General features: G+C 71.5%; 17 protein-coding genes and 3 rRNA genes. All 20 read right to left on the bottom strand.

Annotated features, from left to right (window positions below; translation table 11 throughout):
• Positions 1–49: 49 nt before the first annotated feature.
• The gene (locus tag CBP52_RS03700; protein ID WP_094182120.1) at positions 50–658 is read right to left on the bottom strand and encodes an NUDIX domain-containing protein; all 609 of its coding nucleotides are present in this window, start codon (positions 656–658) and stop codon (positions 50–52) included.
• Positions 655–2322, bottom strand: a complete 1668-nt coding sequence (locus CBP52_RS03695; RefSeq protein WP_094179872.1) for a CTP synthase — start codon at positions 2320–2322, stop codon at positions 655–657. The genes CBP52_RS03700 and CBP52_RS03695 overlap by 4 nt, the downstream gene beginning before the upstream one ends.
• Positions 2323–2333: 11 nt before the next feature.
• Positions 2334–4010, bottom strand: a complete 1677-nt coding sequence (murJ, locus tag CBP52_RS03690; RefSeq protein WP_094179871.1) for a murein biosynthesis integral membrane protein MurJ — start codon at positions 4008–4010, stop codon at positions 2334–2336.
• Positions 4007–4894, bottom strand: coding sequence for a hypothetical protein (locus CBP52_RS03685; RefSeq protein ID WP_094179870.1), 888 nt, complete (start codon positions 4892–4894; stop codon positions 4007–4009). The genes murJ and CBP52_RS03685 overlap by 4 nt, the downstream gene beginning before the upstream one ends.
• Positions 4891–5952, bottom strand: a complete 1062-nt coding sequence (locus CBP52_RS03680) for a copper transporter (RefSeq protein WP_094179869.1) — start codon at positions 5950–5952, stop codon at positions 4891–4893. Before CBP52_RS03680 ends, CBP52_RS03685 begins: the two co-directional genes overlap by 4 nt.
• 43 nt (positions 5953–5995) lie before the next feature.
• Positions 5996–7183, bottom strand: coding sequence for a putative cytokinetic ring protein SteA (steA, locus tag CBP52_RS03675; RefSeq protein ID WP_094179868.1), 1188 nt, complete (start codon positions 7181–7183; stop codon positions 5996–5998).
• Between the two features lie 6 nt (positions 7184–7189).
• Positions 7190–8923, bottom strand: a complete 1734-nt coding sequence (gene recN, locus CBP52_RS03670) for a DNA repair protein RecN (protein ID WP_094179867.1) — start codon at positions 8921–8923, stop codon at positions 7190–7192.
• A complete protein-coding gene (locus CBP52_RS03665; protein ID WP_094179866.1) occupies positions 8920–9813 on the bottom strand; it encodes an NAD kinase in 894 nt (297 codons plus the stop codon). Before CBP52_RS03665 ends, recN begins: the two co-directional genes overlap by 4 nt.
• The gene (locus CBP52_RS03660; protein ID WP_094179865.1) at positions 9810–10619 is read right to left on the bottom strand and encodes a TlyA family RNA methyltransferase; all 810 of its coding nucleotides are present in this window, start codon (positions 10617–10619) and stop codon (positions 9810–9812) included. Before CBP52_RS03660 ends, CBP52_RS03665 begins: the two co-directional genes overlap by 4 nt.
• A 4-nt stretch (positions 10620–10623) precedes the next feature.
• A complete protein-coding gene (locus CBP52_RS03655) occupies positions 10624–11025 on the bottom strand; it encodes a hypothetical protein (protein WP_094179864.1) in 402 nt (133 codons plus the stop codon).
• Positions 11026–11130: 105 nt separating this feature from the next.
• The gene (locus tag CBP52_RS03650; RefSeq protein ID WP_094179863.1) at positions 11131–12165 is read right to left on the bottom strand and encodes an HAD-IIA family hydrolase; all 1035 of its coding nucleotides are present in this window, start codon (positions 12163–12165) and stop codon (positions 11131–11133) included.
• A complete protein-coding gene (locus CBP52_RS03645) occupies positions 12162–12992 on the bottom strand; it encodes a hypothetical protein (RefSeq protein WP_232514643.1) in 831 nt (276 codons plus the stop codon). Before CBP52_RS03645 ends, CBP52_RS03650 begins: the two co-directional genes overlap by 4 nt.
• 1796 nt (positions 12993–14788) lie before the next feature.
• Positions 14789–14905 (bottom strand): 5S ribosomal RNA (gene rrf / locus CBP52_RS03635).
• Between the two features lie 96 nt (positions 14906–15001).
• Positions 15002–18108, bottom strand: a 23S ribosomal RNA gene (locus CBP52_RS03630).
• A 429-nt stretch (positions 18109–18537) separates the two neighbouring features.
• Positions 18538–20055: ribosomal RNA gene (locus tag CBP52_RS03625) — 16S ribosomal RNA — on the bottom strand.
• Together the 16S, 23S and 5S rRNA genes form the textbook arrangement of a ribosomal RNA operon.
• A gap of 689 nt (positions 20056–20744) precedes the next feature.
• Positions 20745–22007 carry a tyrosine--tRNA ligase gene (tyrS, locus tag CBP52_RS03620; RefSeq protein WP_094179861.1) on the bottom strand — a complete coding sequence of 421 codons (1263 nt, stop codon included), beginning with the start codon at positions 22005–22007 and terminating at the stop codon, positions 20745–20747.
• Positions 22008–22104: 97 nt separating this feature from the next.
• The gene (locus tag CBP52_RS03615) at positions 22105–22959 is read right to left on the bottom strand and encodes a DNA-3-methyladenine glycosylase (RefSeq protein ID WP_094179860.1); all 855 of its coding nucleotides are present in this window, start codon (positions 22957–22959) and stop codon (positions 22105–22107) included.
• Positions 22956–23546 (bottom strand): hypothetical protein, encoded by a 591-nt coding sequence (locus CBP52_RS03610; RefSeq protein WP_094179859.1) that lies wholly within the window; start codon positions 23544–23546, stop codon positions 22956–22958. The genes CBP52_RS03615 and CBP52_RS03610 overlap by 4 nt, the downstream gene beginning before the upstream one ends.
• The gene (gene argH, locus CBP52_RS03605; RefSeq protein WP_094179858.1) at positions 23543–24991 is read right to left on the bottom strand and encodes an argininosuccinate lyase; all 1449 of its coding nucleotides are present in this window, start codon (positions 24989–24991) and stop codon (positions 23543–23545) included. Before argH ends, CBP52_RS03610 begins: the two co-directional genes overlap by 4 nt.
• Complete coding sequence (locus CBP52_RS03600) at positions 24984–26222, bottom strand: argininosuccinate synthase (protein ID WP_094179857.1); 1239 nt, start codon at positions 26220–26222, stop codon at positions 24984–24986. The genes argH and CBP52_RS03600 overlap by 8 nt, the downstream gene beginning before the upstream one ends.
• Positions 26223–26272 lie beyond the last annotated feature (50 nt).

Genomic DNA, 26272 nt, shown 5'->3' with positions numbered 1-26272 from the left:
GGTCGGGACGCAGTCCCGACCCCGCCCTCGTCTGGTCCGACCCCTCGGCTCAGGGAGTGACGGACTCGAGCGTCTCCCAGCCTCGCGCACGCGCCGCGGCCGCCGCGAGCACACCCACCACGGTGGACGGGCTCGCGAACCGGTCGCCCAGCACGCCCGCGACGGCCTCGTCGAGCGGTACCCATACCGGCACCATCGACGCCTCCTCGTCCTCGCGGACGAACCGGTCGGCGTCCGGCACGGGCGTCAGGTCGCGTGCCAGGAAGACGGTGATCCGCTCGGACGACCCGCCCGGGGTCGTGAAGAACTCCACCAACCGCCACCAGCGACCGGCCACGAGGTCGGCCTCCTCCGCGAGCTCGCGAGCCGCCGCGCGCACCGGGTCCTCGCCCGGGACGTCGAGCAGCCCCGCGGGCGGCTCCCACAGCACGTGCCGCACGGGGTGGCGGTACTGCGACAGCAGCAGGACGCGGTCCTCGTCGTCCAGGGCGATGACGGCCACGGCACCCGTGTGCGCCACGTACTCGCGCACGACCTGCGACTCCCCGAGGTCGACCACGTCACGCGCGAGGTCCCAGACCCGCCCGTGGTGGACGACCTCGTGCTCGAGGACGGGGTGCTCGTCCGCGCGGTCGCGCGGCTCCTCGTCGGTGCTCAGCTCTCGTCCTTGCGGGCGAGCGCAGCGCCCACGAGCCCCGCGAACAGCGGGTGCGCGTGCGTCGGCCGGGACTTGAACTCCGGGTGCGCCTGCGTCGAGACGTAGTACGGGTGCGCCTGGCGCGGCAGCTCGACGAACTCGACGAGCGACGTGTCGGGCGAGACGCCCGAGATCACCAGGCCGGCCTCCTCGAGCTTGTCGCGGTAGGCGTTGTTGACCTCGTACCGGTGACGGTGCCGCTCGCTGATCCGCGTGGCGCCGTAGGTCTCGGCGACCACGGAGCCCGGGGTCAGGACCGCGTCGTACGCCCCCAGGCGCATCGTGCCGCCCAGGTCGCCGCCGCCGCCCACGATCGCGAGCTGCTCGGCCATCGTCGCGATGACGGGGTGCGTCGGGTCGTCGTCGAACTCCGAGGACGAGGCGCCCTCGAGACCCAGCACGTTGCGCGCGTACTCGATGACCATGCACTGCAGCCCCAGGCACAGGCCCAGCGTCGGCACGCGGTTCTCGCGCGCCCAGCGCAGCGCGCCGAGCTTGCCCTCGATGCCGCGCACGCCGAACCCGCCGGGCACGAGCACCGCGTCCACGCCCTCGAGCGCCGACTGCGCGCCCTGCGGCGTCTGGCAGTCGTCGGACGTGACCCAGCGGATGACGACCTTCGCGTCGTGGTGGAAGCCACCCGCACGCAGGGCCTCCGTCACCGACAGGTACGCGTCGGGCAGGTCGATGTACTTGCCGACGAGCGCGATCTCGACCGAGTGCGCGGGCTCGTGCACGCGCTTGAGGAGCTCGTCCCACCCGCTCCACTCGACGTCGCGGAACGGCAGGCCGAGCCGCTGCACGACGTAGGCGTCGAGGCCCTCGGAGTGCAGCACGCGCGGGATGTCGTAGATGCTCGGCGCGTCCTTGGCGATCGCGACCGAGTCGACGTCGACGTCGCAGAACAGCGCGATCTTGCGCTTGATCGACTCCGGGACCTCGCGGTCCGCGCGCAGCACGATCGCGTCGGGCTGGATGCCGATGCTGCGCAGCGCGGCGACGGAGTGCTGCGTGGGCTTGGTCTTCAGCTCGCCGGACGGGCCGATGTACGGCAGGAGCGACACGTGCAGGAAGAACACGTTGTCGCGGCCGAGGTCGTGGCGCACCTGGCGGGCGGCCTCGAGGAACGGCTGCGACTCGATGTCGCCGACCGTGCCGCCGATCTCGGTGATGATCACGTCGACGTCGTCGGACGCCTGCGAGCGCATGCGCGCCTTGATCTCGTCCGTGATGTGCGGGATGACCTGGACGGTGTCGCCGAGGTACTCGCCGCGCCGCTCCTTCGCGATGACCTGCGAGTAGACCTGGCCGGTCGTGACGTTCGCCGAGCCGACGAGGTTCACGTCGAGGAACCGCTCGTAGTGGCCGACGTCGAGGTCTGTCTCCGCACCGTCGTCGGTCACGAAAACCTCGCCGTGCTGGAACGGGTTCATGGTGCCCGGGTCCACGTTGATGTACGGGTCGAGCTTCTGCATGGTGACCGTCAGGCCACGCGAGCGGAGGAGTCGGCCGAGGCTGCTCGCCGTCAGGCCCTTGCCGAGAGAGGAGGCAACTCCCCCGGTGACGAAGATGTGCCGGGTCAGGTGGTCCGACCGCCCGGAGAGTCGGTGCGCGCGCTCTGTCACGGGATTCCAGCCTACCCGACGTCCCCGCCGCCGGAGCCCCCGGCACGCGGTGAGTCGGACCACTGCGCGGCCGGGGCCGCCGAGCGGTCCGCGCGCAGCACCCCGAGCACCGTGGACCGGTCCGCGAGCCCGACGACCGCCGCGACGACCGCGAGCGCAAGCGTGGCTCCCCCGGCGCCGGCACCCAGCGCGGTCCACACGCCGTGGCCCGCGACGTCCTGCACCGCGTCGGCGACCCATCGCCCGACGACCGCAGCGACACCCACCCCCGCCACGAGGACCGCGGTCGTGCGGGCGAGACCGAGCAGTGCGCCCGGCCCGGCGGCGCGACGCAGCAGGACCAGCGCGGTCGCACCGGCGACGAGCATGCCGACCGTGCTCGCGGCCGCGATCGAGACGACCGCGCCACCGTCCGGCAGGCGCAGACGGACCAGGACGACAGCGGCGAGCGCCACGGTCCCCCAGCCGAGGACGTTCGCGGCCGCGGCCGCGCGCCCGCGCTCGAGGGCGTACAGCGACCGCGAGACGTGGAACAGCAGGGCGAACCCCGCGAGCCCCGGCATCATCCAGGTCAGCGCGAGGCCCATCTGGCCGGCGATCGCGGCGTTCCCCGCGATGTGCGCGAACACCGTCGCGACCGCGGGCGCTGCGGCCACGACGACCGCGACACCCACGCCTGCCGCGACGAGCACCGCGCGCGTGGTGACCGCGGCCATCGTCGCGAAGCCCGCACGGTCGCCCGCCGACGCGCGCGCCGCCAGACGCGGGAACGTCGACGTGGCGAGCGGGACCACGAGCACCGCGTACGGCAGCAGGTAAACCTGCTGGGTGTAGAGGAACCGCGTGAACGTGCCGACCTCGGCGTACGGCTGCCACCAGGCGACGCGCATGACGACGAGCAGCGCGAGCTGCTGCGCCGCGACGGACCCGACGCCCGCGAGCGCGAGCCGCAGCAGCCGCGGTCCGACGCCCTCGGGGAATCGCAGGGAGACGCGCAGCCGCACGCCGAGCCGGTGCACGGGCACGAACATCGGCAGGCACATCGCGGCGACGCCCAGCGTGGTGCCCCACGCGAGCGCGTCGAGCGCACCCGCCGCGAGCGCGTCGGGGTCGGAGCGCTCGCCGTCCGCGAGCGCCCCGTAGACCAGGTAGGTCGCCATGACGACGAGCGAGGAGATGACGGGCGCGAACGCGGGCCAGAAGAAGCGCTTGTGCGCCTGCAGCACCGCGTACAGCAGGACGGCCACGCCGTACATCGGCACCTGCACGGCGAACACCAGGATGAAGAACCGGATGAGGGCGACCTGGTCCGGCGTGTGCGCGAGGGACTGCGCCACGGGCGACGCGAGGGCCGCGAGCAGCAGCGCGAGCGGGCCGAGCACGAGCAGGGTCCAGCCCAGGGCACCCGACGCCGTGCGCTCGACCTCGCGGCGGTCACCGCGCGCGATCGGCGCGGCGAGCAACGGGATGAGCGCGCCCGCGAGCGCGCCACCCGCGGCGACCTCGAACAGGACGTTCGGCAGCAGGTTGGCGGAGTTGTACGCGTCCCCGATCGCCCCGTCGCCGACCTGCGAGGCCTGCAGGAGCCAGCGCGCGAAGCCCAGGAGCCGTGAGAGCACCGTGACCGCGGCGATCATGGCCGCGGCCCCGGCGAGCCCGCCGAGCGCGCGGCGGACCTGAGGGCTCACCCCTCGTCGCCCGGCGGGTCGGCCGGCGCGTGCACCGGACGACGGCCCCAGCGGTCGACGTCGCGCAGCACGGGCGTCGACTCGATGACGGTCGTGAAGCTCACCTTCTCGCTGGCGAGCGTCAGGCCGACCGTGGCGGCCAGCGCCGCGAGGCGCACCGGGCGAGGTGCGCTGAGCACGACCGCCGCACCGAGAGCGGCACCGAGCGCGTTCGCGCCGCCGTCGCCGAGCATGTCGGTCTCCGCGAGATCCGCACCCGCGGCTGCCGCCGAGGCGCCCACGACCGACGCCGCAGGCACGGCGCCGGCGCCGGGTCCGACGACGAGCGGCAGCGCGGCGACCGTGCTCGCCTTGAGCGCGCGCCCGGGGCGCAGGTCGAGCAGGTTGACGAGGTTCGCGCTCGTCGCGACGAGGGCCCCCGACAGCGCGACGTCGGCCCCCCAGCCGAGCAGCCCGCGACGTGCGCCCGAGGGCGAGGTCCGCGGTGTGGCGATCGCCGCGGTCACGAGCGCCCCCGCGCCGATGCCGAGGACCTTGAGACCGCCGGTCGTGACGCGGCCCTGCGCGAGCGCGCCGATGTGACCGCGCAGGCCCTTGCGCCGGTCCTCGACGTCCTCCGCCAGGTCGTCGACGATCCCGAACGCCGCACCCGTCGCCGTCGCGACCACGGTGGCCGCCGCCGCGCGGCCCGGCGCGACGAGCGCGCCGGCGAGGACACCCGCCGCGACGGCCGGGCCCTCGAGCATGCTGACGGGCTCACCGCGGTGGTTGGTCCGCAGCCAGCGCTGCTGTCCGCCGGGCGCGTGCTCCTCGAGCACGGCCCGCACCACCGCGGTGACGGTCCGTGCCGCCGCCGCGGCGACGAGGCGCCGCGTGACGCTCATCCGCCCGTTCCCGCGGGCGTGGTGGCCGCGCTCGTCGGGTCACCGGTGCCCTGCTCCGGGTCGACGACCGGTGTGCGGTCGACGGGCGGGAGCGTGACCGCCGCGGGCAGCGGGGTCTCGTCGTCGCCGAACCCGTAGTGCCCGATCGTGCCCGAGATGCGCGCGGCGAGCGCGAGCGGCACCGTGACCTGGCCGGTCACGAGCTCGGCGCCGGAGACGGTCGCCAGCCGCGACGCGAGCGCCTCGTCGGCGAGCACCACGTCGACGAGGCTGCCCGCGCCACGCGGGCCGTCGACCAGCACGGAGCCCTCGGACTGCTCCTGGGCCGCCCGCAGCACCGCGACGTGCGCGTCGGTGGAGGCGGCGTCCGCCTCGGTGGTCGGGGTGGCCGCGGTGCCCGCGGACGCGGGCTCGACCGGGACCGCGAGGACGACGACCGCATCGGCACCGGTCGTGACCGGGTCCGCGAGCGTGATCATGGGGTTGTCACCCTCCGACAGGATCGCCAGCACGTTCGCGGCGTCCGCGGTCAGCGCGTCGGGCGAGGCCGGGTCGGCACCCGTGAGCCCCTGCACCAGCGCCTGCGCGAGCTGCTCGTCGAGCGTCGCGTCGTCGGCGGGTGCGGGGTCGAGGTTCTCCAGCACGAGGCCGACCAGGGCGTTGCGGTACGAGCGCAGGTCCGGGTCGAACCACGCGTCCGTGAGCGCCACGTGCGCCGTGACCTCGGCACCCGACTGCGCGAGCCGGTCGTCGACGGCGGTGCGCTCGGCCTCGGGGACGTCGCCGAGCGCGACGACCGCGACGCGACGCTCCTCGAGCGCACCGTCCAGGAGGGCGGAGCCGGACGCGTCGACGAAGGCGCGCGCGTCCGCGAGGTCGCCCGAGGTCTCGTCGAGCTGCGTGCGCAGCTCGTCCTTCTCGGTGCGCAGCTGGTCGACCTGACCGGTCAGCGTGTCGCCGATGGTCTCCTTGAGCGGTCCGGCGCCGAGCGCGATGCCCACGGCGAGCGCGAGGAACACCGAGATCAGCGAGACGAGGTGGTAGCGGAAGTCGATCACGAGGCGGTCTCTCCGTGGGTCGTGCCCGGGGTGGCGTGGGTGCTCATGCGGCGCCTGAGAACAGGCCGCGGACCCACGAGGTGAAGTCGTCGACGCGCGCACCCACGAGGCCGAAGAACGTCTGGCCGGCCTCCGTGGAGGCGAGCGCGACGCCGAGGGCGAGCAGGCCCGCGAGCACCAGGAGCGTGAGCTGCAGGTTCGAGATGCGCTGGCGGTACAGGCGCGAGACGCCCTTCGCGTCGACGAGCTTGCCGCCGACGCGCAGTCGCGTGAGGAACGTGCTGGCCATGCCGGAGCGTCCCTTGTCGAGGAACTCGACGAGCGTCGCGTGCGTGCCGACCGCGACGATCAGCTCGGCGCCCTTGTCGTCGGCGAGCAGCATCGCGACGTCCTCGCTGGTGCCCGTCGCCGGGAACACGACGTGCGGCACCCCGAGCTGCTCGACCCGCGCGATCCCGGGCGCACGCCCGTCGCGGTACGCGTGGACGACGACCTCGGCACCGCACGCCAGCGCACGGTCGGAGACGGAGTCCATGTCGCCGACGATCATGTCGGGCCGCCAGCCGGCCTCGAGGATCGCGTCGGCGCCACCGTCCACGCCGATGAGCACCGGGCGGTACTCACGGATGTACGGGCGCAGCGTGACGAGGTCCTCCTTGTAGTGGTACCCGCGCACGACGATGAGCACCTGGCGGCCGTCGATCCGCGTGTCGATGTCCGGCACGCCGACGCCGTCGAGGAGCAGGTCCCGCTCGCGGCGCAGGTAGTCCATCGTGTTCGCGGCGAACGACTCGAGCTGCACGGAGAGGCCGGCGCGCGCCTCCTCCATCGCGAGCGCGACGCTCGCCGTGGTCTGCTCGACCCCCTCGGCGACGAGCGTGCCGCCGTCGTGCACGGCCCCGTCGAGGATGCGGACGTGGTGGCCCTCGGTGATGCCCATGACGTCGGGACCGAGGTCGTCGACCAGCGGGATGCCCGCCTCGACGAGGATCTCCGGGCCGAGGTTGGGGTACCGGCCCGAGGTGGACCGCGCCGCGTTGAGCACCGCCGCCGGCTGGCACGCGACGAGCGCCTCGGCCGACACACGGTCGAGGTCCTCGTGGTCGATGACGGCGATGTCGCCGGGCCGCAGACGCTTGGTCAGCGACTTGGTCCGACGATCGACACGGGCGGGCCCGGCGACCCCGGGTTCAGGCGCGGGCGGACGACGACGACGCAGAGTGGCTCTCATCGTGGTTCATCGTCCCATGCCCGACAGCTCCAGGAGCTCCGCTGCGTGCGCGCGTGCCGAGTCCGAGTCGTCCTGACCGCTCAGCATGCGTGCGAGCTCGCGGACACGCTCGTCGTCCGTGACGGACCTCACGTCCGACGCGGTGACGACGTCGACCCCACCCCGGGTCGACTTCGACACGACGAGGTGGTGGTCCGCGAACGCCGCGACCTGTGCGAGGTGCGTGACGACGAGCACCTGGGCGTCGCGCGCGAGCGCGGCGAGCCGCCGTCCGACCTCGACGGCGGCCTTGCCGCCGACGCCCGCGTCGACCTCGTCGAACACGAACGTCGCGGGCCGGTCCGCGCCCGCGCGCTCCGCGAGCGCGACCTCCAGCGCGAGCATGACGCGCGACAGCTCACCGCCCGACGCGCCCTTGCCGAGCGGCCGTGCGGGCGCACCGGCGTGCGGCACGAGCAGCATCTCGACGTCGTCCGCCCCGTGCGGCCCCGGCTCGGCCGCGGGCTGCACGACGACCTCGACGCGCGCGCCCGCCATGGCGAGGCCGGCGAGCTCGGCGGACACCGTCTTCGCGAGCCGCTCGGCCGCGGCCGAGCGTGCGGCCGACACGGCACCCGCGAGCTCGGTGAGCCGCGCGTCCAGCTCCGCGAGCCGCACGTCGAGCTCCTCGATCCGCTGGTCCCCGCCCTCGAGCTCGAGCAGGCGCAGGCTCGCGGTGCGTGACCACTCGAGCACCTCGGCCACGTCCTTGCCGTACGCGCGGGTGAGCGTCGCGAGCTCGGCGCGCCGCTGGTTGACCACCTCGAGCCGTCGCGGGTCCGCCTGCAGGTCGGACGCGTACGACACGAGCTCGGCTGCCGCGTCAGCGAGCACGTAGCCCGCCTCGCCGACGCGCGTCGCGAGCTCGGCCAGGGCCGGGTCGTGCGTCCCGACGTGCTCGAGCGCTCGTCGCGCCTGCTCCACGAGGTCGGCGGCGCTCACGAGCCCGCTGCCGCTGTCCGGGTCACCCGCGAGCGCGTCGTGCGCGGTCACGGCCGCGACGCGCAGCTCCTCCGCGTGCGCGAGGCGCCCCTCCTCGGCGCCGAGCTCGACGTCCTCGCCGGGCTGCGGGTCGACACGTTCGACCTCCGCGAGCCCGAGCCTGAGCAGCTCCGCCTCACGTGAGCGGTCCTGGGCCCGCTCGACGAGCTCGGCGCGCTCGGTGCGCACGCGCGCCCGCTCGGCCCACGCGTCGCGGTACGCGCGCAGCGTCCGTGCGTGGTCCGGGCCGGCGAACTCGTCGAGCGCGGCCCGCTGGTGCGCGGGTGAGCGCAGCCGCGCCTGGTCCGCCTGCCCGTGCACCGTCACGAGCGTCTCCGCGAGCTCGGCAAGCACTGCCTGCGGCACCGAGCGTCCTCCGACGAACGCTCGGGAACGACCCGAGCCGGCCTCACCCGCAGCGCCCACGGTGCGCACGAGCAGGAGGCTGCCGTCGTCGTCCACCGCGCCGCCCGCCTCGGCCGCGCGCTCGAGCGCCGGGTGACCGGCCGCGAGCACCACACGGCCCTCGACGGCGGCACCGCTCGCGCCGGTCCGCACCGTCGCCGGGTCGGCCTTGCCGCCGAGCAGCAGCGCCAGCGCCGTGAGCACCATCGTCTTGCCCGCGCCGGTCTCCCCCGTGAGCACCGTCAGGCCGCGGCCGAGCCGCACGTCCGCGGCGCCGATCACGCCCAGGTCGCTGATCCGGATCTCCTCGATCACCCTGCACCACCGTCCTGCGGCACGTCGCCGTCACGGCGAGCCGCGGCGAGACCCCGCCAACCCGTGACCGGGAGCGCGAACTTCTGGACGAGCCGGGTGGTGAACGGCGCCGGGCTCAGCCGTGCGAGGCGCACCGGCACGTCGCTGCGCGTCACCTCGACGCGCGCGCCCTGCGGCACCTCGACCGTCCGACGCCCGTCGCACGTGAGCTGTCCCGGCGCGGGCGAGCGCTCGAGCACCTCGAGCGCGAGACGGCTCCCCGGGCCGACGACGAGCGGGCGGGCGAACAGCGCGTGCGCCGAGATGGGCACGAGGATCATGCCGTCCACGTCGGGCCACACCACCGGGCCGCCCGCGGAGAACGCGTGCGCGGTGGAGCCCGTCGCCGTCGCGGCGACCATGCCGTCGCAGCCGAAGCTCGACAGCGGGCGTCCGTCGACCTCGACCGCGACCTCGAGGATCCGCGAACGCTCCGCCTTCTCGAGCGCCGCCTCGTTGAGCGCCCAGTCCTCGACCACGTCGCCGCCGGGGAGCAGCACGCGCACGCGCAGCGTCACGCGCTCCTCGACGTCGAAGTCACCCTCCGTGAGCCGCCGGACCGCCTCGCCCACGTCGTCCCGCTCGCTCTCCGCGAGGAAGCCCACGTGCCCCAGGTTGACGCCGAGCAGCGGCACACCCGTGCCACGCGTCAGCTCCGCGGCGCGCAGGATCGTCCCGTCGCCACCGAGCACGACCGCGAGCTCGAAGTCGGGCAGGTCCGCCGCCACGGTCTCCTCGGAGGCGAGCACCGGCTCGATGCCGGCGCCCTCGAGCACCCGGACGGCCTCGCGGGTGGCGCTCACCGCCTCCAGGCGGCCGCGGTGCGTGACGATCAGGGCACGACGCGTCACAGCGCACCTCCTGGGAGCCCGCCGCTGACGACGCGCTCGATCTGCTCGGTGGGGACCTGCGGCGAGACCTCGGCCCGCAACCACAGGAAGTACTCGACATTGCCGCTCGGTCCGGGCAGCGGGCTCGTGACCACGGCGCGCACCCCGAGGCCGAGTGCCGCCGCCGCGTGCGCCACGGACACGACGGCCTCCGCGCGCAGCCGGGCGTCGCGCACCACGCCGCCCGAGCCGAGCCGCTCACGGCCGACCTCGAACTGCGGCTTGACCATGACCAGCAGGTCGGCGGCCGGCGCGGCGACGGCGGCGAGCGCCGGCAGCACGAGGGGCAGCGAGATGAACGACAGGTCCGCGACGACGAGGCCCGGTGCCGGGTCGACGTCCCCCGCAGCGAGACCGCGGACGTTGACGCCTTCGCGCACGTCGACGCGTGGGTCGTCGCGCAGCCGGTCGACGAGCTGGTCGTGTCCGACGTCGACCGCGCACACCGTGCGCGCGCCGCGCCGCAGCAGGACGTCAGTGAACCCGCCCGTGCTCGCGCCCGCGTCGAGGCAGTGCCGCCCCGCGACGACGAGCTGCGGGAGCGCGTCGAGAGCGCCCGCGAGCTTATGTCCCGCGCGCGAGGCGTACCCCGGGTCGTCGTCGTCCAGCGTGACCGTGACCCCGCGCGCGGGGTCGACCTGCGTCGCGCTGCGCTGGACCGGCCGGCCGTCGACGCTGACGCGGCCCGCCGCGATCAGCTCACCCGCGTGGCGGCGCGACCGGGCCAGGCCGCGACGCACGAGCTCGGTGTCGAGTCGGGTGGTCACGCGGTCAGCCCTGCGACTCGGCGAGCCGGTCCTGGAGCGCGGAGTGGACCGCGTCGAACGCGGCGACGTGCTCGACGAGCGGTCGCTCCGCGAGGCCGTCGAGGACGCGCAGCGCCTCGTCGACAGCGGCGTCACCCGTCACGTGGCCCGTCGGGACCACGCCAGCCGGCGTCGCACCGGCCGGGACCTCGCTCACCGGGACCTCGCTCACCGGGACGTCGCTCGCCGGGAGCGCCTCGTCGGCGGACCCCCCGGACGGCGCGCTGCCCGCGGGAGCCGCGGGGCCCGCTCCTGCAGCCGTCAGCCCGACGGTGGGCGGCGCCACACGCGCCGCCAGACGCGCGGGCGTCGGTACCCCACGCTCGTCGTCGCCCACGTCGACCTCCGTCCGCTCGTGGTCCGTCATGTGTCCCGGCCGAGGCCGCTGCACCACGCTACCTGCCCGCGCCGACGCACCACCGGCATGACCCACAGGTGACCGCACCGCCGTCGAGAGGCAGCTCGCGACGCGTCAGACGGCCGAGGGACCGAGCTCGGGCACCGACGACGCGTCGAGCTCGTCCCCGCCGTCGACCGCCGCCCACGCCGCGGCGCACGCCGCTCGCACCTGGTCGAGCGGGTCGACGTCCGAGGTCGACCCACCACGCCCGAGCTCGAGCCGACCGTCGACCACGCGCGCGGCGGCCTCGCGGCACGTCCACCACCCGTCGCCGCCGAGCTCAGGGGCCGGGTGCGTCTCGTGCAGCGCCCGCAGGTCCGCCCCGATGAGGTGCGGCCGCTCGCCCGGGTGCGCGAGCACGTCGTCGCGCGCCGAGCTGACCCCCGTCAGCACGTGCAGCCCGACGAACCCGCCGGAGCGCGCTCCCGCGAGATCGGTGTCGAGCCGGTCACCGACGACGAGCGCCTGCCGCGCCCCCGCCCGCTCGACAGCCATGTGGTACATCGTCGGCGACGGCTTGCCCGCGCTGTCGGGCGCGACGCCCGTCGCGGCCCGGACCGCGCCGACGAGCGAGCCGTTGCCCGGTGCGAAGCCGCGCGCGGTCGGCAGGCTCAGGTCCAGGTTCGACGCGACGTGCCACGCCCCGCGCTCGATCGCGTACGCGGCCTCCGCGAGCTGCGTCCAGCCGACCTCGGGCGCGAAGCCCTGGGCGACGGCGACCGGCTCGTCGTCCGCCGACTCCACGACCTCGAAGCCCGCCTGCCGCACCGCCGTGCGCAGCCCGGCGCCACCGACCACGAGCACCCGGGCGCCACGCTCCAGGCGCGACCGCAGGAGCTGCGCGGCCGCCTGCGCCGCCGTCATGACCTCACCGGGCGTGGTCGGGATTCCCAGCCCGCTGAGCTGGTCCGCGACCGACTCCGGCTCACGCGAGGCGTTGTTCGTCACGAAGACCAGCCGCATCCCCGCGTCACGCGCGGCCGTGAGCCCGTCGGAGGCGTGCTCGATCGGCTCGTGCCCGCGGTACGCGACGCCGTCGAGATCGACGAGCGCGAGGTCGTACGCCCGCGCCGGCGGCACCGGGGCGGCGATCAGTCCGCCGTTCATGCGCCCGCGTCCTCGTCTCCGGCCGGGACGCCGGCCGCGTCCTCGTCACCGGGGACGTCCTCGTCCGGGACGTGCTCTCGCTCGTCCGCCGCCTGCGCAAAGTCCCGCGAGTCGCGCGCATCCTCGTCGGAGGGGACGTCGTCGAGGTCCTCCTCGACGTCGAACACGACGATGTCGTCCTCGTCGTCCGCCAGCCCCTGCGTCACCGCGGAGACCTGCGCGGCGCTGAACCGCGCGAGCTCCGCGCCCGCCTCGTCGGCGCGTCCCGCGGCCTCGAGCGCCGCTGCCCGCGCGACGGCGACGCGCACCGCCAGCTCACCGGCGGCCGCGCGCACCTCGGGCGTGCCGAGGACGGCGACCGCGGCCTCCGCCTCGCCCAGGTCGATCCGGGCGCCGCTGACCACGATCGCGAGCTCCACCCGCGCCTCGGGGTCGAGCGACTCCGCCTCGGGCGACTGCGCCAGGGCGAGCGCCCGCTCCGGACGTCCGAGCCCACGTTCGCAGTCCGCCATGACCGGCAGGTGCTCCGACGAGCCGTTGAGGCGGCGCACGGTGCGCAGCTCACGCAGCGCCTCCGCGTAGCGCCCGGTGCGGTACGCCGCCAAGCCGGCCGCCTCGCGCACGATGTCCACCCGGCCACCCCGGCGAACGGCCGCCTGAGCGTGCTCGTACGCGAGCTCGGGGTCCGTGTCCAGGAGCCGCCCCACCATCACGAGGTGACGGCCGACGATGTTCGCGTTGTCCTTGGAGAGCGTCCGCAGAGGCGCACGCGCGGCCCTGTCGAGGTCGCCGAAGACGACGTCCTCGGGGATCTGCGGGCCCGCCACGCGCTGGTCCTGCGGGGGGCGCGTCGGACGTCGTGCGTCGTCGCGCTCCGAGCGGCCACCGAACGTCCGGTCGCCACCGCGCTGCGGACGGACCCCGCGGTCGAACCGGTCGCCGGTCCGGCCGTAGCCGCTCCCGCTGCGCCGCTCGCCGCGATCCTGCCCACGGACGTCACGTCCGCGGTCGGCGCCGTCCGGACGGCCACCGCGCTCCGGACGGCCACCGCGATCGGGACGCTCGCCGAACGTGCGCCCGGACGCCTGCCCCGACCGCTGCTCACCCTCCGCGCGGCCCGTCCGCTCGTCCGGCCGGTACCCTCCGCGGCCCGCACCGCCTCCGCCACCGGCCGCAGGGCGCGCACCACCGGGCCGACCCCCCTGAGAGGGCCGCCCACCGGACGTGGGACGCCCACCCCGCTCCGGACGCCCGCCGTATGCGGGTCGCTTCCCGTATGCCGGCCGGTCACCGTCCACGGGTCGCTCGCCGTACGCCGGGCGGTCACCGTATGCGGGTCGCTCACCGTACGCGGGCCGCTCACCGCGGGAGGGACGGCCCGCGCCCGCGGCACGGTCGTCCCGACGGTCCCACGAGCCACGGCGATCGTCGCGGCCGGGACGATCACCTCGAGCGCCCCGGTCGTCGTAGGTCCGTCGGTCGCCCGTCGGCTCGTCGCGCCGACCGCTACCACGCGACCACGAGGGTCGCTCGAATGCCGCACCGGTGGCGCCGACGCCGTCCGGGCGGCCGCCCGAACGAGCGCCGTAGCCGGACTGCGTCGGCCGAGCGCCGCCACGTCCGCGGGACTCGTCACGGCCGCCCTGCGCACCGCGCCCTCCCTGAGCGCGCCCGGCGTCACCGGACCAGTCCGCACGCCGCGACCGTTCTCCAGCGACGAACGGGCGACCCCGGCTCGCGCCGGCGTCACCCCGTGACGCCGAGCCGCCCGTCGTCGCCCGGCCGGGACCTCCGGACGAGCTCCAGCGCTGCCCGCCGCGGTCCCCGCCCGTCGAACGTCCCGCAGATGCCGCGCCGGGGGCCGAACGCTCGCTCGAGGAACGCCCCGAGGAGAAACGGTCGGACGACGACCGGTCCGACCACGGACGATCGGACGACGGCCTGCCGGACGAGCGGTCCGACCAGGAACCGGCGGAGGACGACCGGCTGGACGACCGGTCCGACGACGGACGGCCTGCCGACGGACGCCCCGCCGACGAACGGTCCGACGACGAACGGCCGTACGACGCACCGCCGCGCTCACCGCGCCCGTCCGGCGCCGGACGAGAGCCGCGCTGCCCGCCCGTGGCCCAACCGCTCGGCGCGCCACCCGTGGCACCCCGACCGCTCGCCGCACCACCGCCCGCGCCGCCGAACGCACCGCGCCCGCGGCCCTGCGCCTGCCCGCCCTGGCCGCCGGCGCGACCGCCGGCCGCGCCGCGGGATCCGCCAGCCTGGCTCGAGCCGCGCTTCGCGCGCCGACCCGCTTCGTCGCTGTTCATCTGAGAGTCTCCTCGTCCTCGGCGGACATCGTCTCATCCGCTCCGCACACCCGCCGAACCCGCACCCGTGCTCACCACCCGACGCACGCGGTCCGGCACACCCCAGCGCCCCGAGCCAGACCGACCACACGTCCGTCACGTCCGCCCGGCGCCGTGTCGCGGCGGTCCGCCGCCACCGATGCCCTGTGGCGAACGCGGAGCCGCCCCGCAAAACGGGGGTCGCTCCAGAGCACGGCGCGGTCGAGCGCGACTCCGGAAAACAGAAGAAGCCACCCCGTGTGGGGTGGCTTCTTCTGAATGGTGTCCGGCGGCGTCCTACTCTCCCACACCCTGGCGAGTGCAGTACCATCGGCGCTGAAGGGCTTAGCTTCCGGGTTCGGAATGGGACCGGGCGTTTCCCCTTCGCTATGACCGCCGTAACGTTGTCGAGTTGTGAACGGGACTGGTTCGACCGGAGCCGAACGGTGTCGTTCGTTTCTCGGGAACCGCACAGTGGACGCGTAGCAATGAAAGTTGTGGTGAAGTTGTCGGCTGATTAGTACCGGTCAGCTGCGGCAGTCGTTAGTCCTGCCTTCCACATCCGGCCTATCGACCCAGTGTTCTAGCTGGGAGCCTCTCGCCCCGAGGGGCGTGGAAACCTCATCTTGAAGCAGGCTTCCCGCTTAGATGCTTTCAGCGGTTATCCCTTCCGAACGTAGCTAACCAGCCGTGCTCCTGGCGGAACAACTGGCACACCAGAGGTTCGTCCGTCCCGGTCCTCTCGTACTAGGGACAGCCCTTCTCAAGTTTCCTGCGCGCGCAGCGGATAGGGACCGAACTGTCTCACGACGTTCTAAACCCAGCTCGCGTACCGCTTTAATGGGCGAACAGCCCAACCCTTGGGACCTACTCCAGCCCCAGGATGCGACGAGCCGACATCGAGGTGCCAAACCATGCCGTCGATATGGACTCTTGGGCAAGATCAGCCTGTTATCCCCGGGTACCTTTTATCCGTTGAGCGACGGCGCTTCCACAAGCCACCGCCGGATCACTAGTTCCGACTTTCGTCCCTGCTCGACATGTCTGTCTCACAGTCAAGCTCCCTTGTGCACTTGCACTCGCCACCTGATTGCCAACCAGGCTGAGGGAACCTTTGAGCGCCTCCGTTACATTTTAGGAGGCAACCGCCCCAGTTAAACTACCCACCAGGCACTGTCCCTGGTCCGGATCACGGACCGAGGTTAGATATCCAGAGCGACCAGAGTGGTATTTCAACGATGACTCCACCGACACTGGCGTGCCGGCTTCACAGTCTCCCACCTATCCTACACAAGCCGCACCGAACACCAATACCAAGCTATAGTAAAGGTCCCGGGGTCTTTCCGTCCTGCTGCGCGTAACGAGCATCTTTACTCGTAGTGCAATTTCGCCGAGTTCGCGGTTGAGACAGCGGAGAAGTCGTTACGCCATTCGTGCAGGTCGGAACTTACCCGACAAGGAATTTCGCTACCTTAGGATGGTTATAGTTACCACCGCCGTTTACTGGGGCTTAAATTCTGAGCTTCGCCTTGCGGCTGACCCGTCCTCTTAACCTTCCAGCACCGGGCAGGCGTCAGTCCGTATACATCGTCTTGCGACTTCGCACGGACCTGTGTTTTTAGTAAACAGTCGCTTCTCCCTGGTCTCTGCGGCCCTCCACGCTCCCCGAGCAAGTCGGTTCACGCTTCAGGCCCCCCTTCTCCCGAAGTTACGGGGCATTTTGCCGAGTTCCTTAACCACGATTCGCTCGATCGCCTTGGTATTCTCTACCTGACCACCTGAGTCGGTTTGGGGTACGGGCGGCTAGGACCTCGCGTCGAGGCTTTTCTAGGCAGCATAGGATCACCAGATTCCCGCTATCGCGGTCACCGTCAGCTCTCAGGCTTCATGAGGTGCGGATTTGCCTACACCTCGCCCTACGACCTTGGACGTGGACAACCATCGCCACGCTTGGCTACCTTCCTGCGTCACCCCTGTTAATACGCTTACCTACTACCGGTTCGGGTCCCGTGCTCCCCTGTGCGGTGCGGCCCGAAGGCCACGGTGCACAGGCTCGGACGGTTAGCATCACCGGGCTCGGTATGGGCGGTCCTTCGCCGGTACGGGAATATCAACCCGTTGTCCATCGACTACGCCTGTCGGCCTCGCCTTAGGTCCCGACTTACCCAGGGCGGATTAGCCTGGCCCTGGAACCCTTGGTCATTCGGCGGACGGGTTTCTCACCCGTCATTCGCTACTCATGCCTGCATTCTCACTCGTGTGGCGTCCACAACTGGGTTACCCCGCTGCTTCACCCGCCACACGACGCTCCCCTACCCATCCACACGACTGAACCACGAAGGCTTGTCGAAAGTGTGAATGCCACAGCTTCGGCGGTGTGCTTGAGCCCCGCTACATTGTCGGCGCGGAATCACTTGACCAGTGAGCTATTACGCACTCTTTCAAGGGTGGCTGCTTCTAAGCCAACCTCCTGGTTGTCTGTGCAACTCCACATCCTTTCCCACTTAGCACACGCTTAGGGGCCTTAGCTGGTGGTCTGGGCTGTTTCCCTCTCGACTACGGAGCTTATCCCCCGCAGTCTCACTGCCACGCTCTGGCTTACCGGCATTCGGAGTTTGGCTAACGTCAGTAACCTGGTGGGGCCCATCGGCTATCCAGTAGCTCTACCTCCGGCAAGAAACGCGTGACGCTGCACCTAAATGCATTTCGGGGAGAACCAGCTATCACGAAGTTTGATTGGCCTTTCACCCCTAACCACAGGTCATCCCCCCGGTTTTCAACCCAGGTGGGTTCGGTCCTCCACGCGGTCTTACCCGCGCTTCAACCTGCCCATGGCTAGATCACTTCGCTTCGGGTCTAGAGCACGCGACTATGAACGCCCTATTCGGACTCGCTTTCGCTACGGCTTCCCCACACGGGTTAACCTCGCCACGTACCACTAACTCGCAGGCTCATTCTTCAAAAGGCACGCCGTCACCCCTGCTAGGGAGGCTCCGACGGATTGTAGGCACACGGTTTCAGGTACTATTTCACTCCCCTCCCGGGGTACTTTTCACCTTTCCCTCACGGTACTTGTCCGCTATCGGTCACTAGGTAGTATTTAGGCTTACACAGTGGTCTGTGCAGATTCACTCCAGGTTTCTCGGGCCCGGAGCTACTTGGGATCCCTCTCGGGAGGCCACGCCATTTCGTCTACGGGGGTACCACCCTCTGTGCCGGGCCTTTCAATGCCCTTCGACTATGACGCGACTTTCTGACTCCCTGCCAGGACGGCAGTCCTGACTGAAAGGTCCCACAACCCCGAACGCGCAACGCCTGCCGGCTTGAACACGCGATCGGTTTGGCCTGATCCGCTTTCGCTCGCCACTACTCACGGAATATCTCTTCCTGCCGGTACTGAGATGTTTCACTTCCCGGCGTTCCCTCCACGCACCCTATATATTCAGGTGTGGGTCACCGCACATGACTGCGGCGGGGTTTCCCCATTCGGAGATCCTCGGATCACGGTTCGTTTGCCAACTCCCCGAGGCTTATCGCAGGCTACAACGTCCTTCATCGGCTCCTAGTGCCAAGGCATCCACCCTGTGCCCTTATAAACTTGACCACAAAGACTTTACAAAGATGCTCGCGTCCACTGTGCAGTTCTCAAGCAACGACCGACCCGCCACACCCAGTCCGCCAGCCACCACCCGAAGGCGACGCGGTACGCGACCAGTGACGACCCGAAGGCCACCACCCCCGACCCGGACCCCACACAAGGGACCCGGCCAGGAGCACGACCCCGAGACAACAACCAACCGGCTGTTCCCTCAGGACCCAACAGCGTGCCAGACCCACCACCGCACCAGGCAGCAACCGTTCCCTCCCCCCGACCCGAAGACCGAAGGCGTACTAGGCGCCACCTGCCACAACAGCAGGCCATAGTCGATGTTCCACCCGTGAGCACCACCCCGCACACACTCGGCACGGGCATGGGCCTGGACACCTGCACCCACCCCACGACAGGGCCGGCCAGCTGCCAGATGCTCCTTAGAAAGGAGGTGATCCAGCCGCACCTTCCGGTACGGCTACCTTGTTACGACTTAGTCCCAATCGCCAGTCCCACCTTCGACGGCTCCCCCCAAGGGTTGGGCCACCGGCTTCGGGTGTTACCGACTTTCGTGACTTGACGGGCGGTGTGTACAAGGCCCGGGAACGTATTCACCGCAGCGTTGCTGATCTGCGATTACTAGCGACTCCGACTTCATGGGGTCGAGTTGCAGACCCCAATCCGAACTGAGACCGGCTTTTTGGGATTCGCTCCACCTTACGGTATCGCAGCCCTTTGTACCGGCCATTGTAGCATGCGTGAAGCCCAAGACATAAGGGGCATGATGATTTGACGTCATCCCCACCTTCCTCCGAGTTGACCCCGGCAGTCTCCCATGAGTCCCCGGCATAACCCGCTGGCAACATGGGACGAGGGTTGCGCTCGTTGCGGGACTTAACCCAACATCTCACGACACGAGCTGACGACAACCATGCACCACCTGTACACCGACCTTACGGGGAGCACATCTCTGCACTTTTCCGGTGTATGTCAAGCCTTGGTAAGGTTCTTCGCGTTGCATCGAATTAATCCGCATGCTCCGCCGCTTGTGCGGGCCCCCGTCAATTTCTTTGAGTTTTAGCCTTGCGGCCGTACTCCCCAGGCGGGGCACTTAATGCGTTAGCTGCGGCACGGAACCCGTGGAATGGGTCCCACACCTAGTGCCCAACGTTTACGGCATGGACTACCAGGGTATCTAATCCTGTTCGCTCCCCATGCTTTCGCTCCTCAGCGTCAGTTGCGGCCCAGTGACCTGCCTTCGCCATCGGTGTTCCTCCTGATATCTGCGCATTCCACCGCTACACCAGGAATTCCAGTCACCCCTACCGCACTCTAGTCAGCCCGTACCCACTGCAAGCCCGAGGTTGAGCCTCGAGTTTTCACAGCAGACGCGACTAACCGCCTACGAGCTCTTTACGCCCAATAATTCCGGACAACGCTTGCGCCCTACGTATCACCGCGGCTGCTGGCACGTAGTTAGCCGGCGCTTCTTCTGCAGGTACCGTCACTTTCGCTTCTTCCCTGCTGAAAGAGGTTTACAACCCGAAGGCCGTCATCCCTCACGCGGCGTCGCTGCATCAGGCTTGCGCCCATTGTGCAATATTCCCCACTGCTGCCTCCCGTAGGAGTCTGGGCCGTGTCTCAGTCCCAGTGTGGCCGGTCGCCCTCTCAGGCCGGCTACCCGTCGTCGCCTTGGTAGGCCATCACCCCACCAACAAGCTGATAGGCCGCGAGCCCATCCCCCACCGATAAATCTTTCCACACCCCCACATGCGCAGGGATGTCATATCCGGTATTAGACCCCGTTTCCAGGGCTTATCCCAGAGTGAAGGGCAGGTTGCTCACGTGTTACTCACCCGTTCGCCACTGATCCAACCAGCAAGCTGGTCTTCACCGTTCGACTTGCATGTGTTAAGCACGCCGCCAGCGTTCGTCCTGAGCCAGAATCAAACTCTCCGTCAATGTCTTGCGCCACCCGGTCCGAAAACCAGGCAACAAACATTACGAACGGTCCAAACGGACCAAGATTCGGCTTCAATCAAGGACCCACCACCCACGGGGTGGACGGCAGATCCCCATCTCAACCATCAACCCACCCGACAACATCAGGCAGGCCATATGGCATCGACTACTTGGCACACTGTTGAGTTCTCAAGGAACAGACGCGCATCTCCTCAGGATCTTGCGATCCTGGGCGAGAGGCTTGTTGTTTCCCCGTGCGTTTCCCGCTCGGGGCTTCACCACTCTACCCCATCTCCCGGCTGTTCGGAACCGCCCTGTCGAGCGGCCCTGGACCACCGGTCCTGGGCCCGACCGTGCCGCAGGCGCACGAAGCACCTGCGATCTGATCGGGGTTGTCCGCCTGCGGGACCAGCCACATCCAGATCCTTGCGGATCCGGCTCCGTGTCCGTTCCTCCCTGCCGGGCGACCTCGAGAACATTACGCGGATGTCGCGGCGAACGCCAAATCCGTGGTCGCGTGACGCCGCTCACCGGACCAGATCTGTGCTTTGACCTGCGCGGACGCGCCCACGTCGGGTGCCTGCGGTCCTCCGGGGACGGCGCGGGCCGGCTCCCGAGGACCCCGTGGGGTCTCCGGGAGCCGGCCCGCGCCGGGCGTCGCCGAGCGGGCTGACGCCCGGTCCCCGCGATCAGGCCCGGGTGTCCACGACCGCGAGCGTCCGCTTGCCCCGACGCAGCACGGCCCAGCGTCCGTGCAGCAGGTCGCCCTCGCCGAGCGCAGCGTCCTCACCGGTGACGCGGACGTTGTTGACGGACGCCCCGCCCTCGGCCACGGCCCGCCGCGCCTCGGACTTGCTCTTCACCACCCCGGTCGCCGCGAGCAGGTCGACGACGAGGTCGCCGACCGCGCCCGTCGCGGTGGGCAGCTCCGCGACCGCGGCGCCGAGCGTCGCGGCGTCGAGGTCGGCCAGCGAGCCGCGGCCGAACAACGCGTGGGACGCCGCGACCACCGCGTCGGCCGCCGCCGTCCCGTGCACGAGCGCGGTGACGTCGTACGCGAGCGCGCGCTGGGCCTCGCGGGCGGCGGGACGGGACGCGACCGCCTCGGCCAGCTCGTCGATCTGCTCGCGGGTGCGGAACGTGAACACCTTGAGGTAGCCGAGCACGTCCGCGTCGTCGGCGTTGAGCCAGAACTGGTAGAAGGCGTACGGCGTCGTCATCTCCGGGTCGAGCCACACCGTGCCCGACTCGGTCTTGCCGAACTTCGTCCCGTCCGCCTTGGTGATCAGCGGCGTGGTCAGCGCGTGTACGCCGACGCCCTCGACCTTGCGCACGAGCTCGACGCCCGACAGCAGGTTGCCCCACTGGTCCGAGCCGCCCGTCTGGAGCGTCACGCCGTGCCGCCGGTACAGCTCGAGGAAGTCCATGCCCTGGAGCACCTGGTAGCTGAACTCGGTGAACGAGATGCCCTGGTCGCTCGCGAGGCGTCGCGCCACGGTGTCCTTCGCGATCATCGTCCCCAGGCGGAAGTGCTGGCCGACGTCCCGCAGGAAGTCGATCGCCGACAGCGGCGCCGTCCAGTCGAGGTTGTTGACGAGCGTCGCGGCGTTCTCGCCGTCGAAGCGCAGCAGCGGCGCGATCTGGGCGCGGATCCGCTCGACCCAGCCCGCGACCACGTCGCGCGAGTTCAGCGTGCGCTCGCCCGTCATCTTCGGGTCGCCGATGAGGCCCGTCGCGCCGCCGACGAGCGCGACCGGGCGGTGGCCGGCGTCCTGGAGCCGGCGCACCGTGAGGATCTGGACGAGGTTGCCGATGTGCAGGCTCGGCGCCGTCGGGTCGAAGCCGCAGTAGAGCGTCACGGGCCCGGCTGAGAGCGCGTCGCGCAGCGCGTCGACGTCGGTCGTGCTGGCGATGAGCCCGCGCCACGCGAGCTCGTCGAGGATGTGGGTCACGTCTGGTCTCCGGTCAGGGGGCCGCGCGGGGGCGGCTGAGGTCACGGTCGAGAGGTGGCGGCGGGGGCACCGTCGCACGGCCGACGTCGTCGTCCCGTCACGGGACGTCTTCCGACGCCGGCGGGAGATACCCGTCCGACGAGCCGCGCGAGCGCGAGGTCGACGACCGGTACGCCGGGCGGTAGGCCGACACGCTCGGCTCGCCCACGAGCCAGTAGCGCCAGGGGTGCCGAGACGCGTCGCCACCCGGGCCGGACACGCCGACCCGCGGACCGCTCGCCTGCGTCGAGAGCACAGGACCCTCGTGCCGGTGCAGCACGACGCGTCCCCCCGCCTCGGTCACGTCGTCGCCGTTCCACGACCGGTCGACGCCGAGGCACACCGCGAGCCGCGCGGGACCCCGGGCGAGCTGACGGTGGGAGTCGACGACGCCCACGTGCTCACGGCGCGCCCAGGCGAGCTCGGCGCCCGCGACGACCTCGCCCGCCCGGAGCAGGACGGCGGCGGCGCGTCCCGTCGGCTCGGCGACCACGTTGACGCAGTGGTGCAGCCCGAGGTGCCGGTACACGTACAGACGACCGGGCTCGGCGAACATCACGGCGTTGCGGGCCGTGCGGCCCCGGAACGCGTGCGAGCCCGGGTCGTCCGCGCCGGAGTACGCCTCGACCTCCGTCAGCCGGACCGTCACCTCGCCCTCGGGGGTCCGGGACGTGAGGTACGCGCCGAGCAGGTCCCGCGCGACGGCGTGCACGTCCCGCGCGTACCAGGTGCGCGCGGGGACCGCGACGAACCGCAACGGGTCGGCGGCGTCCGGCGAGCGGGGCACGTCCGACGATCGGGGCACGTCCGACGAGCGGGAGACGTCCGGCACGGCGTCCGGTGGGGCCACGGCGTGCGCGAGCGCCCGGTCGACGAGGACCGGTTCGCGGGGGGCGTCCGCCGCGGGGCTCATGGGGTCATCCTGCCAAACGCGTCCAGCCGCACGTCGGCGCGTTCACGGGTGCGCTCGCGCGCGAAGTGCGCCGCCTCGTCCGCCATCCACCGCAGCCAGTGCGCTCGCGCGTCCTCGCCGTCGCGTGCGAGCCCGCGCTCGAGGCGCAGCGCACGGTCGGCCTCGACCCACACGCGCAGCACCGCGACCGGGTCGCACGCGCGTTGCGCCGATCCGCACCCCTCGACCACGAGCAGCTCGGGCACCGGGACGTCGACCCAGTCGGCGAACCGGCCCGCGGTCCAGTCGTACCGCTGGAACCGCCCGGGCCGTCCACGCCGCAGCGGCTCGAGCACCTGCGCCGCGAGCCGCGGCCAGAGCGTGCCCTCGAGCCCGGACCAGCCCGCGTACAGGTCGTCGAGGTGCACGACGAGGGCGCGCACGCCGCGCGCGGACGCCCTCTCGACGAGGGCGTCGCCCGCGGTAGTCTTGCCCGAGCCGGCCGGGCCGTCGACGCACACCACGCGGACCGGACCCAGCCGGGGTGAGGCGACGACGGCGCGCTCGAGCACCAGCCCGAGCGCGCCCTCGTCGGAGCCGGTGGTCACGGCCTCGGCGCCGCCCAGGCGCGCAGCTGCGCGGCACGCGCGGCCGCCCGCCCCAGCTGCTCGCGGACCCGCACGGGCGCCGTCCCGCCGTACGCCGAGCGCGAGGCGAGCGAGCCCTCCACCGAGAGCACCGAGCGGACCTGCGGCGTCAGGTGCGGCGAGATCGCCGCGAGCTCGTCGTCGGACAGCTCCCACAGCTCGATCGCCGGGGTGTGTGCCTCGCACGCGCGAACGCACTCGCCCGCGACCTCGTGCGCGACGCGGAACGGCACGCCCTGACGCACCAGCCACTCGGCGATGTCGGTCGCCAGCGAGAAGCCCTGCGGTGCGAGCGAGGCGAGCCGGTCCGTGTCGAACGTGAGCGTCGCCACCATGCCCGCGAACGCCGGCAGCAGGACGGTGAGCTGGTCGACCTGGTCGAAGACCGGCTCCTTGTCCTCCTGCAGGTCGCGGTTGTAGGCGAGCGGCAGGCCCTTGAGCGTGGTCAGCAACCCCGTGAGGTCGCCGACGAGCCGGCCGGCCTTGCCGCGCGCGAGCTCCGCGATGTCGGGGTTCTTCTTCTGCGGCATGATGCTCGACCCGGTCGAGAACGAGTCGTGCAGCCGCACGAAGCCGAACTCCTTGGTCGCCCAGAGTATGACCTCCTCGGCGAGCCGCGACAGGTCCACCGCGAGCATCGCCGAGACGAACGCGAACTCCGCGACCACGTCGCGCGACGCCGTGCCGTCGATCGAGTTCTCGACCGGGGCGTCGAAGCCGAGCTCCGCGGCGACTGCGGCGGGGTCCAGGCCCAGCGACGAGCCCGCGAGCGCACCCGAGCCGTACGGGGAGACCGCGGCGCGGCGGTCCCAGTCGGTGTAGCGCTCGACGTCACGCAGCAGCGGCCACGCGTGCGCGAGCAGCGCGTGCGCGAGCAGGACGGGCTGCGCGTGCTGCAGGTGCGTGCGTCCCGGCATGGGCGCGTCGCCCGCGGCCTGGGCCTGCGCGACGAGCGCGTCGACGACGTCCAGCACCAGACCGCTGATCGTGCGCGCCTCGCGGCGCAGGTACATCCGCACGAGCGTGGCGATCTGGTCGTTGCGCGACCGGCCCGCACGCAGCTTGCCGCCCAGGTCCGCGCCCGCGCGCTCGATCAGGCCGCGCTCGAGCGCCGTGTGCACGTCCTCGTCGTCGGGCGACGGGCCGAACGCACCCGACGCGACGTCGGACCGCAGCCGCTCGAGCGCGTCGACCATGCCCGTGACCTCGTCGTCGGACAGCAGGCCCGCGGCGTGCAGCACGTGCGCGTGCGCGACCGAGCCCGAGATGTCGACGTCCGCGAGGCGCCAGTCGAACTGCGTCGAGCGCGACAGCTCGGCGAGGGCCGCGGCCGGGCCGGACGCGAACCGGCCGCCCCAGAGGGCGAGCGGCGCGTCCGGCGCACCGGCCACGGGCGACTCAGGCATCGATCCCGCCCTGCGAGCCCAGGTCCACGCCGTTGCCGAACTTCACGTCACGCGCGGCCGCGAGCTTGCTCGACAGGCCGTAGATCTCGATGAAGCCGCGCGCGGCCGCCTGGTCGAACGTGTCGCCGGTGTCGTACGTCGCGAGGTTGAAGTCGTACAGCGACGAGTCCGAGCGGCGGCCCGTGACCGTCGCGCGGCCGCCGTGCAGGACCATGCGCACGTCACCCGAGACGTACCGCTGCGTGTCCGCGATGAACGTGTCGAGCGACCGCTTCAGCGGGCTGAACCACTGGCCGTCGTACACGAGCTCGGTCCAGCGCTGCTCGACGCCCCGCTTGAAGCGCGCCTGCTCACGCTCGACGGTGACGTTCTCGAGCTCCTGGTGCGCCGCGATGAGCGCGATCGCGCCCGGCGCCTCGTACACCTCACGCGACTTGATGCCCACCAGGCGGTCCTCGACGATGTCGATCCGGCCGACGCCCTGGGCGCCCGCGCGGCGGTTCATCTCCTGGATCGCCTGCAGCGGCGTGACCGGCACGCCGTCGAGCGCGACCGGGACGCCCTGCTCGAACGTGATGACGACCTCGTCGGCGACCGGCGGGAACGTCGGGTCGTCGGTGTAGGTGTAGACGTCCTTCGTCGGACCGTTCCAGATGTCCTCGAGGAAGCCGGTCTCGACCGCACGGCCCCACACGTTCTGGTCGATCGAGAACGGGTTGTGCTTGGTGGTCGCGATCGGGAGCTTGTTGCGCTCGGCGAACTCGATCGCCTTGTCGCGCGTGAGCGCGAGGTCCCGGACGGGCGCGAGGCAGGTCAGGTCCGGCGCGATCGACGTGATGCCGACCTCGAAGCGCACCTGGTCGTTGCCCTTGCCCGTGCAGCCGTGCGCGACCGTGGTCGCGCCGAACTGGCGCGCGGCACGCACCAGGTGCTTGACGATCACGGGGCGGGACAGCGCCGAGACCAGCGGGTACCGGTCGAGGTACAGGCCGTTGGCCGCCAGCGCCGGCATGCAGTACTCCTGCGCGAACTCGTCGCGGGCGTCCGCGACGTACGCCTCGACGGCGCCGCAGTCCAGCGCGCGCTGACGGATGACGTTGAGGTCCTCGCCGCCCTGGCCGACGTCGACCGCCACGGCGATCACCTCGGCGCCGGTGGCCTCGGCGATCCAGCCGATGCCGACGGACGTGTCCAGACCGCCGGAGTACGCGAGGACGACGCGCTCAGTCATGAGATGTCACTTTCTACGAGCTGGTGTGGGTGGGGCATGCGGTTCGCGGC

Source organism: Cellulomonas sp. PSBB021, from assembly GCF_002240455.1.
Taxonomy (GTDB): domain Bacteria; phylum Actinomycetota; class Actinomycetes; order Actinomycetales; family Cellulomonadaceae; genus Cellulomonas; species Cellulomonas uda.
This window is presented reverse-complemented; position numbering and strand designations above follow the sequence as displayed.

Bases quoted from the DNA above. Each gene is read 5' to 3' on its own strand.
- CBP52_RS03685 (WP_094179870.1), bottom strand. From the start codon at position 4,894: ATGAGCGTCACGCGGCGCCTCGTCGCCGCGGCGGCGGCACGGACCGTC.
- steA (WP_094179868.1), bottom strand. From the start codon at position 7,183: ATGAGAGCCACTCTGCGTCGTCGTCGTCCGCCCGCGCCTGAACCCGGG.
- CBP52_RS03655 (WP_094179864.1), bottom strand. From the start codon at position 11,025: ATGACGGACCACGAGCGGACGGAGGTCGACGTGGGCGACGACGAGCGT.
- CBP52_RS03650 (WP_094179863.1), bottom strand. From the start codon at position 12,165: ATGAACGGCGGACTGATCGCCGCCCCGGTGCCGCCGGCGCGGGCGTAC.
- CBP52_RS03615 (WP_094179860.1), bottom strand. From the start codon at position 22,959: ATGAGCCCCGCGGCGGACGCCCCCCGCGAACCGGTCCTCGTCGACCGG.
- argH (WP_094179858.1), bottom strand. From the start codon at position 24,991: ATGCCTGAGTCGCCCGTGGCCGGTGCGCCGGACGCGCCGCTCGCCCTC.
- CBP52_RS03600 (WP_094179857.1), bottom strand. From the start codon at position 26,222: ATGACTGAGCGCGTCGTCCTCGCGTACTCCGGCGGTCTGGACACGTCC.